This window comes from Lacrimispora sphenoides (assembly GCF_900105215.1).
Lineage (GTDB): Bacteria > Bacillota > Clostridia > Lachnospirales > Lachnospiraceae > Lacrimispora > Lacrimispora sphenoides_A.
Map to the genome: position 1 here is coordinate 507,214 of NZ_FOIP01000001.1, position 12,076 is coordinate 519,289.

Sequence of the window (12,076 nt, forward strand, 5' to 3'; positions counted from 1 at the left end):
CCATTGAGATTTTACTCTTATTGAGAATCATTGTCAATACCAATCAGCTGTTCCAGCAACATTTTTATTTCCTTATTCTTCCATCTCCTGAAGCATCTTTTTAACCTGGACCATTCGGTCACGCAGTTTTGCCGCTTCCTCAAAGTTAAGCTCTGCCGCTGCCTGGTGCATCTTCTTTGTAAGCTCCTTGGAAAGCTTTTCCAGTTCCTTGACATCCATGGATTCCGGATCCTTCTTAAAGTCCTTCTCATCCTCAATGGCTGCCTTTGAGATGGCAATGAGGTCACGAACCGACTTTTTGATGGTAGTAGGAGTAATTCCATGTTCTTCATTATAGCGCTGCTGAATGGCTCTTCTTCGGTTAGTCTCCTCAATCGCCACACGCATGGAATCCGTTACCTTATCTGCGTACATGATTACATGGCCTTCGGAGTTTCTGGCCGCCCTTCCAACGGTCTGGATCAGGGATGTCTCTGAGCGGAGAAACCCTTCCTTATCCGCATCCAGAATGGCCACCAGGGTGATCTCCGGAATATCAAGACCCTCACGCAGCAGGTTGATTCCCACCAGCACATCAAACACATCCAGACGCATGTCCCGGATAATTTCGGAACGCTCCAGGGTATCAATATCGGAGTGAAGATATTTTATCCGGATTCCCACTTCCCTCATATAATCGGTCAGATCCTCGGCCATACGCTTGGTCAGAGTCGTAATAAGCACTTTGTTTTTCTTTGCCACTTCCTTATTTACCTCGGAAACCAGATCATCAATCTGTCCTTCCACCGGCCTGACATCGATTTCAGGGTCAAGAAGTCCAGTCGGCCGGATGATCTGCTCCACTCTTAAAAGCTCATGCTCTGCCTCGTAAACGGAAGGTGTGGCGGAAACGAACATCATCTGATTGATTTTTGATTCAAATTCCGCAAAATTCAATGGCCTGTTATCAAGGGCTGACGGCAGGCGGAAGCCGAAATTCACAAGCGTTGTTTTTCTGGAACGGTCTCCCGCAAACATGCCCCGTACCTGAGGCAGGGTGATGTGGGATTCATCTACCATGATCAAAAAATCCTCCGAAAAATAATCGATCAGAGTACAGGGCGGCTCTCCCTGCTTGCTTCCGACCAAATGTCTGGAATAGTTTTCGATTCCGGAACAAAAGCCGGTTTCCTTCATCATCTCCACATCAAAATTCGTCCGTTCCGAGATCCTCTGTGCTTCTAACAGCTTGTCTTCGCTCTTAAAATAAGCTACCTGCTCCTTTAGTTCATCAAGGATGGTCTGAGCTGCCCGCTCCATTTTCTCTCTGGATACAACGTAATGGGAAGCCGGAAATATAGCCACATGCCCCAGATCTGCCCGGATCTCTCCTGTTAGGGTATCTATCTCTGTAATACGTTCCACTTCATCTCCAAAAAACTCGATCCTGTATGCCTCACTACCGGAATAGGCCGGGAATACCTCCACCACATCTCCTCTTACCCGGAAGGTACCACGCCGGAAATCCATATCGTTCCGGTCATACTGGATGTCGATCAGCTTATGGACCACTTCATCCCGGTCCTTTATCATGCCAGGCCTTAAGGAAATAACCATTTCCTTATAATCAATGGGGCTTCCCAGGCCGTAAATACAGGAAACCGAGGCTACGATGATTACATCGCTCCGCTCCGAAAGAGCAGCCGTGGCTGAGTGCCGCAGCTTATCAATCTCATCATTAATCGCCGAATCCTTCTCGATATAGGTATCCGTAGAAGGCACATAAGCCTCCGGCTGGTAATAATCGTAATAGGAAACAAAATACTCTACCGCATTCTCAGGAAAAAATTCCTTAAACTCGCCGTAAAGCTGGGCTGCTAGCGTCTTATTATGAGCAATGATGAGAGTGGGCCTTTGCAGCTGCTGGATTACATTTGCCATGGTAAACGTCTTACCAGAGCCGGTAACTCCCAATAAAGTCTGGAATTGATTACCCTCTTTAAATCCTTTCACAAGCTGGTCAATAGCCTCAGGCTGATCACCGGTAGGAGCATATTCTGAATGTAACATAAAGTCCATGATTATTTCACCTCCAACAATGTCTATCACTGCCAATTATAACATATGGCAGAAAAAAAGTATAGCGAAACAGGGAACGTCTGTTCTTTTGGTATTGTAATTCTTCTTCTTTTAGTATATCATACATCCTATACTATGAAACATCAGGAGGACTATTTATGTACAGTTTTAATAATGACTATAGCGAAGGTGCTCATCCGAAAATTTTAGAAGCTATGATCAAAGCCAACTTAATCCAAAAAACCGGATACGGACTGGATGACAACTGCAGCAGTGCCCGCGCCCTCATCAGACAGGAAATCGGCAGAGAAGATGCAGATGTTCATTTTATTGTAGGCGGCACCCAGACCAATCTGATCACCATCGGTACAGCCCTGCGCCCCTGGCAGGCAGTCATCTCCACGGATAAAGGTCATATAAACGTTCATGAGACTGGAGCCATCGAAGCCACCGGGCATAAGGTCATAGCCATGCCAAGCAAAGACGGTAAGCTGACTCCTGCCCATATCCAGAAAGCTCTGGACCTTCACACCGACGAACATATGGTGCAGCCGAAAATGGTCTATATCTCCAACTCAACGGAGATGGGTACCCAATACAGCAAAGCAGAGCTGGAAGCCCTTCACCATATCTGCCGCCAGAAGGGACTGTACCTGTTTCTAGACGGAGCACGCCTTGGGGCGGCACTCACAAGTTCTGTGAACGATTTAACATTGCAGGATATTGCAAGGCTTACCGATGTATTTTATATTGGCGGAACAAAAGGAGGCGCGTTGTTTGGAGAAGCCCTGGTAATCTGCCATCAGGATTTAAAGCCGGACTTCCGGTTTATGGTAAAGCAGCGGGGAGCCATGCTGGCAAAGGGCTGGCTCTTAGGGATCCAGTTTGAAGAGCTGTTTACCAACAACCTCTTCTATGATTTAGCCTCTCACTCAAATGAGATGGCAGCCATCCTGAGAAAAGGAATTGAAACATGCGGATATTCCTTTTACTCTGATTCCATGACAAACCAGCTTTTCCCCATCTTTCCTGACAAGGTAATTACAAAGCTGGAAAAAGACTTCCTCTTTTCTGTTCAGGAACGTATCGATGACAGCCATACCGCCATCCGGCTGGTTACCTCCTGGGCGACCAGCGAAGAAGCATGCCGCCGGTTTGTCAGTCTGCTGGAAACATGCTGATGAAAGAAACCAACGAAGTAAAGAAATCCATGAAATAAAGAAACCCATGAAATTAGAAACCCATGAAATTAGAAACCCATGAAATAGAAAAAGCCCTCTATGGCCAGCAGTTAAATTTGCCGGCCATAGAAGGCTTTTTCTTTTACAATCCAGTTAAAATCTAATGTTTTTCTTTCAATACTTTTATAGCTTCCGCAAGCTGATTGTCTTCGCTATGCTCTATTTTGATCTTTGTTTTTAACTCTTCTTTTAAATCAACCGCTACATCCGGCTCCAAGCCTTTTCCATGGAGGTCAAAGCCGCTTGGCGTATAGTAATGAGCCACAGTCATCTTAATAGCAGTACCATGGTCAAGAGGAAACAGTGTCTGGACGATTCCTTTTCCAAAGGTTTTTGTTCCCACCAGTTCCGCCCTTCCGTAAGCCTTAAGCGCTCCGGAAAATACTTCGGAAGCACTGGCGGACTGACCGTTAACTAAAACTGCAATGGGGATATCTACCTTATGGCCGTCAGAGGCGTAATACTGCTCTCCTTCTCCATTCTTATCTGCCATATAGACCAGAAGTGTTTTATTCTTCTTGGTTTTTACCAGATTGGGATTTTCGATTACCAGATCGTCCGGAAGAATGTAATCCAGCATGGAAACCACCGCATCCACAACTCCTCCAGGATTGTTTCTCAAATCCACGATCATCTTTTCCATACCCTGTTTTTCCAGATCATCAATGGCGTTCTTAAACTGACCTGCTGTAACCGTGTCAAACTGACTGACCGATATATATCCAATTTTGTCTGCCAGCATTTCATGCTCCACCGTAGGAACTGTGATCTGACGGCGCTCCATTGTCATATCAATGTAGGCTCCCGTATCCGGACGAAGAACTGTGACGATTACCGACGTTCCTTCCGCCCCTTTGATATGATCCTTTACCACCAGCTCCAGATCCATACCGGTCATTTCCTCATCGCCCACCTTATAGATCAAATCGCCGGGCAGCATTCCTGCCTCAGCTCCAGGTGTTCCTTCAAAGACCTTGGTCACAGTAATGATTCCAGTTGCAGCACTCTGGCTGACCATAACTCCAATTCCGCAATATTCTCCAGCCGTATCCTCTACTAACTTCTCATACTCGTCTGCGGTATAGTAAACCGTATAAGGATCCTCAAGTCCATACAGCATTCCCTTGTATATCCAGTCTTCCACATTTTTCGTATCTTCATTAAATAGATAATACTTATCAATCACGCTTTGAATCGTCTGAATTTTGGCTACGATCCGGTTCATATCCAGGTTGCCTTCCTGGTTTTCTGCCTGAGCGGATTCGGCTGTCTGACCTTTTCCGTCAATTGCAGCTCTGCCGATCAGAAAGATTCCCAAAGACATCCCCACAATAACAAGACCTGCCAATGTGGTCAGAAGCGCTCCTACTAGGGCGCCTTTCCAAAATTTATTCTTACTTTCCACTGTTATTCTCCTATCTAGCTCTTTATGGGCTTGCGCATTTCACCGGATTTACATGGAAGCTGTCTGCCTGATCTCAAAATAGAGATAAGGTCCTGTGGAATATCCAGTATGACCCACATTTGCAATTACCTGCCCCTACCATACTTCCCGCTTAACCAATAACCGTGAACGGTGCATATAAACGGCATAAACTTCTCCGCCAAAAGAGATTGTGATATATGCCGGCAGAATAACTGTATGTAGATATGGCCGCTTCCAGCGTTAATATCGGAAATGTTCCGGCTTAACGCGGGCAGAACCATATAAATTTAATATTCCCCATACCAACCGTATTATACGTTTTTCCGGCCTGCTCGCTACAGCAATGGCTCTTTTCGGCTCAGAAACGCTCTCTGGTGGGCCCCAATCTGTTTTCCGTAACTGGAAAGCTGAGAATTTTTTCCTTGGCCGGATATCACTCTCCGGCATTTTTCTATCATATGCAGCAATGCTGACAATATATTCCACGTTCAAAAGTTGGAATTTAGCCCTTAAACTTTTAAATGCTTCCGGATGGTAAAGAAGCTTACAAAAAAACCGATTCCAACGCCAAGTGCCAGCGCCGTTGCCGCCATATAAGGGAATATGGCTTCCACCGGAAGGAACTGAAACAGCCCTGATAAGATGCTGAACTTTGTGACCACGTATTCAACCGTGGACCGGTACAGGAAGTAAATCGATATCAGAGGAATGCAGGCTCCCACCAGTCCGATGATAATTCCTTCCACCACAAAGGGTGCCCGGATCATATAATTGGTGGCGCCAATTAATTTCATGATTTCATTTTCATTCTTCCGGAAAGCAGCTGCCACTGATATGGTATTGCTGATCAAGAATATGGCTACTGCCAGCAAAACGCCGATGATCAGCATGGAAAGAACTCCTATCACCTTGCTTAAGCTATTCATTCCCTCTGCTGCGGTTTTTGAATAATTAACCTTTCTGACACCTTCAATGTTCTTTAACCAGTCAACAACCTGGTCCTGATCCACCAGGTCTTTTAAAAATATGGTATAAGAAGCTGAATTGGCCAGCGGGTTGTCTTCCTCAAATCCTTCCGCAAGATCCTGCATATCACCGAAGTATTCCTGCTTCGCATCCGCCCATGCATCCTCTGCCGATGTGAATGTCACTTCCTTCACGTCATCTCTGGCTTTGATCTTATTGCCGATTTCCTTGATCTTATTCGAATCCAGCCCATCATCAAAAAACACCGTGATTCCCACCGTGCTTTCCGTATTCTTAATCACATATTGCACGTTAATAACAATAGAAAAAAACAGGCAAAACAAAAAGATGCAGGCAGAAACCGTTGCAATGGATGCCAGGGAAAACAAAATGTTCCTGCATATATTATTTACACCTTGTTTCAGGCAATACCAAAATGTACTAATTCTCATATGTATAACCGCCTTTTTTCTCGTCGCTTATGATGGTTCCACGATCCATCACAATCACCCGTTTTTTCATTCGGTCTACAATTTCCTGGCTATGGGTGACAACGATTACCGTTGTTCCCAGCTTATTAACCTCATTTAATAGCTTCATGATCTCCATGGAGTTGTGTCCATCCAGATTTCCGGTAGGCTCGTCTGCCAACAGGATTTCAGGACGGTTAATTAAAGCCCTGGCAATAGCGACACGCTGCTGCTCACCGCCGGATAACTGCTGAGGAAAAAATTTGTATTTTGAAGAAAGTCCCACCATCTTTAACATGGCGGGAACCGACTCTCTTATTTTTCTTGTTGATGCACCAATCACCCGCTGCGCAAAGGCTACATTTTCGTAGACATTCCGATCCTTTAACAGACGGAAATCCTGGAAAACCATGCCAAGCTTCCGCCGGTATTTGGGAATGAAACCTCTGGGCATCTTGCTTAGATTCATATCGTTCACAACTATTTTACCGGAGGTAGGTTCCACTTCTTTTAACAGCATTTTTAAAAGTGTGGATTTGCCTGAACCGCTGCGGCCAATGATAAAAACGAATTCCCCGTCCTCAATGGTCATGCTGACATTACGCAGCGCCTTATTTCCGGCCTCATATGTTTTGCTTACATTCCATAGTTCAATCATTTCAGTCCTCTAATTTTTGTGCTTTGATTACTTTTGCTTTTGGGCGGGTGGGGGAAAAATCGAAATTGGGACCCTCTACCCCGCAGTGAAACCTCGATTGCGCTTTGCTCCATCTCGGTTAACAGGCTTCGCCCTATGAAAAGAGGCAGCTATACACTGCTTTTGTGCAAGGCACAACGCAGCTGTATAGCTGCCTCTTTCGCACTGCTCATAGCCAGCGTTAATAGTCCTGATTCTCCATATATTTCATGTATTTAACTACCATCAGGGCAATCTTAAAGGTGATGGCGTCTTCAAACACACGCAGATCCAGGCCGGTACTCTTCTGAAGCTTGTCTAACCGGTAAACAAGGGTATTCCTGTGAATATACAGCTGTCTGGATGTCTCGGACACATTTAAGCTGTTCTCAAAGAATTTATTAATAGTTGTCAGTGTTTCATCATCAAAATCATCCGGTGACTTACCGTCAAAAATCTCTTTGATGAACATGCGGCATAAAGGCAGCGGAAGCTGATAAATCAGACGTCCGATTCCCAGTTTACTATAGGCAACCACATTTTTATTGCTGTAGAAAATCTTGCCAACATCCATGGCCATCTTGGCTTCCTTATAAGATCTGGAAACCTCTTTAATTTCGCTTACGATCGTACCAAATGCAATATGGACCTGAGTCATTGCCTCGGTATTGAGCATGTCCAGAACAGTGTTGGCAGTCTTTTCCAGATCCTCGTAAGTTTCGCCTTCTTTTACTTCTTTTACAAGAATGATATTCTTCTCATCAACGGCAGTAACAAAGTCTTTGGTTTTTGCAGCAAATAAGTTGCGAACTGTCTCCAGTGCGTTCACATCTTTTTCATGCTGGGTTTCAATAATGAATACAACTCTCTTGATGTTTGTTTCAATATGAAGCTTCTTTGCTCTGTTGTAGATATCCACCAAAAGCAGATTGTCAAGCAATAAGTTCTTAATAAAATTATCCTTGTCAAATCTTTCTTTATACGCAACAAGCAGGCTCTGAATCTGGAAAGCGGCCAGCTTGCCGACCATATAAACATCGTCACTTCCACCCTTTGCGAGAAGAATGTATTCTAACTGGTGCTCATCTAGCACTTTAAAAAACTGATATCCCTGGATTACCTGGCTGTCGGCCGGAGAATCCACGAACGCCAGGATTGAACTTTCATAATCTTCCGCATCAGGAAATGTGGTTGCCAGTACCTTTCCTTCTGTATCACAAATACACAGATCAATTCTCGTAATCCCTTTTAATCCTTCAATGGTTGTTTGAAGTATTTGATTCGAAATCATGGCATATTCTCCTTTTTCGTAAATTTACCTTATTATATATTAAAGCAAAAAGAAAAAAAAAGCAAGCGGGTAGAGTAACCGCTTGCTTAAATTTTCATAAATTTTAGTTTAAAACTACGATTTCTGTGTCTTTATCGAATACATGGATCTTTGTTAAGTCAAGAGCAAGCTTAATTGAATCCCCTGGTCTTGCAGTTGTACGAGGATTTACTCTTGCAGTAAAGTTTACATCTTCCACATCAAAGTATAAGTAAACTTCAGCACCTAACAATTCGTAAACTCTGATCGTAGCGTCAATGACACTTTCCTGAGATGATGTAAGGAAAGCTTCCTCATCATGTAAATCTTCCGGACGAATGCCTAGGGCTACAGTCTTTCCGATATAACCGGCATCCTCTAATTTTTTCGCTTTTCCTTCTGGAAGAGCGATTGTATTTCCGCCAAATGTTAAAGTAACGTCGCTTCCTCTCTTAGCTACAGTAGCATCGATTAAGTTCATCTGAGGAGCTCCGATAAATCCTGCAACGAATTTATTACCTGGCTTATCGTATAAGTTCTGAGGAGAGTCAACCTGCTGGATAACGCCGTCCTTCATTACTACGATTCTGGTACCAAGTGTCATAGCCTCTGTCTGGTCATGAGTTACGTAGATTATGGTTGCCTGAAGTCTCTGATGCAGCTTGGAAATCTCAATACGCATCTGGCCTCTCAGCTTCGCATCAAGGTTGGATAACGGCTCATCCATTAAGAAGACTTTTGGATTACGTACAATAGCACGTCCCATGGCAACACGCTGTCTCTGTCCACCAGATAAAGCCTTTGGTTTACGTTCTAATAAATGCTCAAGATCAAGGATTCTTGCAGCTTCATGAACCAGCTTATCAATTTCATCCTTTGGAGTTTTTCTCAATTTCAGGCCAAACGCCATGTTATCGAATACTGTCATATGAGGATACAGAGCGTAGTTCTGGAATACCATTGCGATATCTCTGTCTTTTGGCTCTACATCATTCATTAATTTTCCGTCAATGTAAAGTTCACCAGAAGAAATGTCTTCCAGGCCTGCAATCATACGAAGAGTTGTGGATTTACCGCATCCAGATGGTCCTACGAAAATTACGAACTCCTTATCAGCAATATCCAGATTAAAGTCCTTAACTGCTTCAAATCCGTTAGGATATTTCTTGACGATGTTTTTCAGTGATAAACTAGCCATCTTACTAATCCTCCTAAAATAAAGTGTTTATGCTCTGATCTGAACCTACAGCTCTCATTGCTGCGGCCCTTGTTCTGAAACAATCATACATGAATTATTTTTCTTTTACCATATTGTTATTTACCAAAATACAATTCTGGCTTTTGGCTAATTTGTATAACGGGTTTTAAAAATGATTGAAACGTCAAAATATCAAGAGAAACGCTCCAATATTTCTGTTTATATTCGATAGCCAGGGAGTATTTTCGCCCTATTTTAGTCAGAAATCACAAGACGGCGCCAATAATTTTGGCACCGTCTTGTAAATCTTATACGTTGTATTATGAAAACATAAGGATGTTTTCATAATCGGATGGACGGCAGTAAAAAGCACTGCCTTTTATCAGAAATCTAAAAAGCGATTTCTGATAAGTTGTACTATTGCTTTCTCACAAGAACGTTCAGCCATTTTACGTCAGAATGACCAGAACGTACATCCTCTGTTTCCCAAAGCTTTACGATCTCAAACCGTCCATTATCTCTTAAGAGTTCAGACATGGAATCCGCCGTCAAGTCGCAGAAATACCGTTTTCCTCTGAATCCCTCAAAGTCTCCCAGTTTAAAAGACATATAAAGGATTCCCTTATCATTTAAGGCCCTTGCTATCTTTGTAAGAATGTCAGAAAGTTCCTTCTTTGGAGTGTGAAGTAAGGATGCGCAGGCCCAGATTCCATCAAATACATTATCAAAATCTATTTGTTCAAATGTCATCTGAAGCACTTCCAGACCGGTATGGATTTCTGCCAGCTTACACATCTCTTCCGATGCATCAAGCGGTGTCACATCGTATCCCAGTTCATAGAAAGACAGGCTGTCCCTGCCTGATCCGCAGCCTAAGTCCAGAATCGTATCACCTTCTTTCAGAAGATCCAGAAATTCCTTCATAATTCCTGACATATCCTGGTTCACTGTTTCTTCAAATTCCTTTGCCGCATACTTATTATAATAGTCTATCGAGTCCAAAATAATCCTCCTGTTATCCTTTTACCCGTTATCTGATTCTCTCAATTTTACTTTCTGTTATCCTGACTTTTCCTTCTTTCAGGAGATGTCCGATTGCCCGTTTAAACGCATTCTTACTCATAGAAAATTCCCGCTTGATGATCTCCGGATCCGCCTTATCTGTAAACGGCAAACTTCCGTCAAACTGTGTTTCTATGATCTCAAGAACCTTGCCGGAATCCGTATCCATCTGGATATAAGCCTTCTGTCTGGGGCTTAGATCCAGCTTTCCGTCTTCTCTTACCTTCGTTACCCGTGCCGTCACTTCATCGCCTTCCCGATAATTTTCAAAAACTTCTTTCCGGGGAATCAGGCCATAATACTTATGATCTACTGCTACAAAGGCTCCCAGGTTTTCATTGATTTCATAAATAATTCCGGTCACCTGATCATCCTTCTTATAAGGGGACTGATTGTTCATATAGGTATATACCCTCATAGTAGCCGCCAGACGTTTGCTTTTATCAATGTAAAGGGCCACCAGCACCTTCTCTCCCTGCTTTACCTTATGGGTCTGTTCTTTAAAAGGAAGAAGCAGATCCTTTTCAAGCCCCATGTCGAGAAATGCACCGATTTTCCCAACTTCCTTCACTTGAAGCACAGCCGTCTCACCTTCCTGAAGCTTCGGTGATGCTGTAGTGGCTATCAGCCGGTCTTCCGAATCCTTATAGATAAATACTGGGATCCTGTCTCCAGGCCCGGCTCCCTCCGGCACCTGTTTTTTGGGCAGAAGTACGGAAACCTCACTTCTTTCTTCCTCACCCACATAAACGCCGAAATCCTTGACCCTCTGTACGACCAGGGTCTGCATCTTTCCTAATTCAATCATGTTACATCCTCTCTGTTGTTCCCCGCAGCCAGATGACTGCGTAAGCTGCTCCCCGTTCATCACACAGGGAAACCGTATACCCTTCCTCTGTCCGGCTTATGCGGGGATAAACTACATCTCCAAAGACTGCCGCTTTTTTATATTCCACTCTCAGTTCGGAAACCTCCATTTCATCTGGAAGCACCTCTCTGGCAATCTCCACATATTGAGCGTTATTGACATGATGGTTCGTGTCAATATGATGTTTTCCAATGGTAACCGGCTCTGTGTCTTCATATTCCTCCGGCAATTGGATCTTACGGGAAGCATAATCCATAGAAAGCCGCTCTTCATTGCCGTTTCCATATCCCCGGAGGTCTTCCGGTTCAATTTTAACTGGACGCCCCTTTTCCGTATCAAATAAGAACCATACGGAATTAGCCCTTACAAGGTACTCTCCGGCCTGATCACATATGGTGAAATTCCGGTATCCGTAAAATCCCTTAAAATCATAAGGCCAGGTACCTACCACAATCTCCTCTCCCAGAACGGGATAACGGTCCACCACGATCTGCCAGGAAGAAAGCCACCAGGCCTTATGACGGTCTGTTAAGTAAGAAATCCCAAGACCAATATCCTCAGACTGAAACGTAGAACAATCCTGGAGATAATTCATAATGCCTGTTAAAGTCAGTCTTCCGCATTCATCCGTCTCACTGTAGCGGACCCTGCTGCCAAATGTATACATTACACACCTCTCATCAAAATTATATAACATTATAAAGCATTTTCATGCTCTTGTCCAGATAAACCAGAAAGAACCCTGCCCCGGTTTCCCGAGAAATTCTATCAAAAAAGAAAGCTTTAACAATAAATTAACAAC

General features: G+C 43.7%; 10 protein-coding genes. 1 reads left to right on the forward strand and 9 read right to left on the reverse strand.

The window, feature by feature from the left end; genetic code table 11:
- Positions 1-72: 72 nt before the first annotated feature.
- Positions 73-2,058, reverse strand: a complete 1,986-nt coding sequence (uvrB, locus tag BMW45_RS02235) for an excinuclease ABC subunit UvrB (RefSeq protein WP_092240365.1) — start codon at positions 2,056-2,058, stop codon at positions 73-75.
- A 158-nt stretch (positions 2,059-2,216) separates the two neighbouring features.
- On the opposite strand from uvrB, the gene BMW45_RS02240 reads away from it, so the two are divergent.
- Entirely contained in the window at positions 2,217-3,239 is a 1,023-nt protein-coding gene (locus BMW45_RS02240; RefSeq protein WP_092240366.1) for a threonine aldolase family protein, read from the forward strand.
- Positions 3,240-3,399: 160 nt separating this feature from the next.
- On the opposite strand, the gene BMW45_RS02245 is transcribed toward BMW45_RS02240, so the two are convergent.
- The 8 genes from BMW45_RS02245 to BMW45_RS02285 form a co-directional block, all read right to left on the reverse strand.
- Positions 3,400-4,704 carry a S41 family peptidase gene (locus BMW45_RS02245; protein WP_092240367.1) on the reverse strand — a complete coding sequence of 435 codons (1,305 nt, stop codon included), beginning with the start codon at positions 4,702-4,704 and terminating at the stop codon, positions 3,400-3,402.
- 530 nt (positions 4,705-5,234) lie between these two features.
- Positions 5,235-6,143, reverse strand: coding sequence for a permease-like cell division protein FtsX (ftsX, locus tag BMW45_RS02255; RefSeq protein WP_092240369.1), 909 nt, complete (start codon positions 6,141-6,143; stop codon positions 5,235-5,237).
- Positions 6,133-6,819, reverse strand: a complete 687-nt coding sequence (gene ftsE / locus BMW45_RS02260; RefSeq protein WP_092240370.1) for a cell division ATP-binding protein FtsE — start codon at positions 6,817-6,819, stop codon at positions 6,133-6,135. The genes ftsX and ftsE overlap by 11 nt, the downstream gene beginning before the upstream one ends.
- A 220-nt stretch (positions 6,820-7,039) precedes the next feature.
- Positions 7,040-8,128 (reverse strand): PucR family transcriptional regulator, encoded by a 1,089-nt coding sequence (locus tag BMW45_RS02265; protein WP_025231463.1) that lies wholly within the window; start codon positions 8,126-8,128, stop codon positions 7,040-7,042.
- Positions 8,129-8,231: 103 nt separating this feature from the next.
- Complete coding sequence (locus tag BMW45_RS02270) at positions 8,232-9,344, reverse strand: ABC transporter ATP-binding protein (RefSeq protein ID WP_092240371.1); 1,113 nt, start codon at positions 9,342-9,344, stop codon at positions 8,232-8,234.
- A gap of 417 nt (positions 9,345-9,761) precedes the next feature.
- Complete coding sequence (locus tag BMW45_RS02275) at positions 9,762-10,346, reverse strand: class I SAM-dependent methyltransferase (RefSeq protein WP_025231461.1); 585 nt, start codon at positions 10,344-10,346, stop codon at positions 9,762-9,764.
- 28 nt (positions 10,347-10,374) lie between these two features.
- Positions 10,375-11,214 (reverse strand): CvfB family protein, encoded by an 840-nt coding sequence (locus tag BMW45_RS02280; RefSeq protein ID WP_092240372.1) that lies wholly within the window; start codon positions 11,212-11,214, stop codon positions 10,375-10,377.
- 1 nt (position 11,215) lies between these two features.
- Positions 11,216-11,941 carry an acyl-[acyl-carrier-protein] thioesterase gene (locus BMW45_RS02285; protein WP_054791552.1) on the reverse strand — a complete coding sequence of 242 codons (726 nt, stop codon included), beginning with the start codon at positions 11,939-11,941 and terminating at the stop codon, positions 11,216-11,218.
- Positions 11,942-12,076: the final 135 nt, after the last annotated feature.

Coding starts and splice junctions, on each gene's coding strand:
- uvrB (WP_092240365.1), bottom strand. CDS start 2,058: ATGGACTTTATGTTACATTCAGAATATGCTCCTACCGGTGATCAGCCT.
- BMW45_RS02240 (WP_092240366.1), top strand. CDS start 2,217: ATGTACAGTTTTAATAATGACTATAGCGAAGGTGCTCATCCGAAAATT.
- ftsX (WP_092240369.1), bottom strand. CDS start 6,143: ATGAGAATTAGTACATTTTGGTATTGCCTGAAACAAGGTGTAAATAAT.
- ftsE (WP_092240370.1), bottom strand. CDS start 6,819: ATGATTGAACTATGGAATGTAAGCAAAACATATGAGGCCGGAAATAAG.
- BMW45_RS02265 (WP_025231463.1), bottom strand. CDS start 8,128: ATGATTTCGAATCAAATACTTCAAACAACCATTGAAGGATTAAAAGGG.
- BMW45_RS02270 (WP_092240371.1), bottom strand. CDS start 9,344: ATGGCTAGTTTATCACTGAAAAACATCGTCAAGAAATATCCTAACGGA.
- BMW45_RS02280 (WP_092240372.1), bottom strand. CDS start 11,214: ATGATTGAATTAGGAAAGATGCAGACCCTGGTCGTACAGAGGGTCAAG.
- BMW45_RS02285 (WP_054791552.1), bottom strand. CDS start 11,941: ATGTATACATTTGGCAGCAGGGTCCGCTACAGTGAGACGGATGAATGC.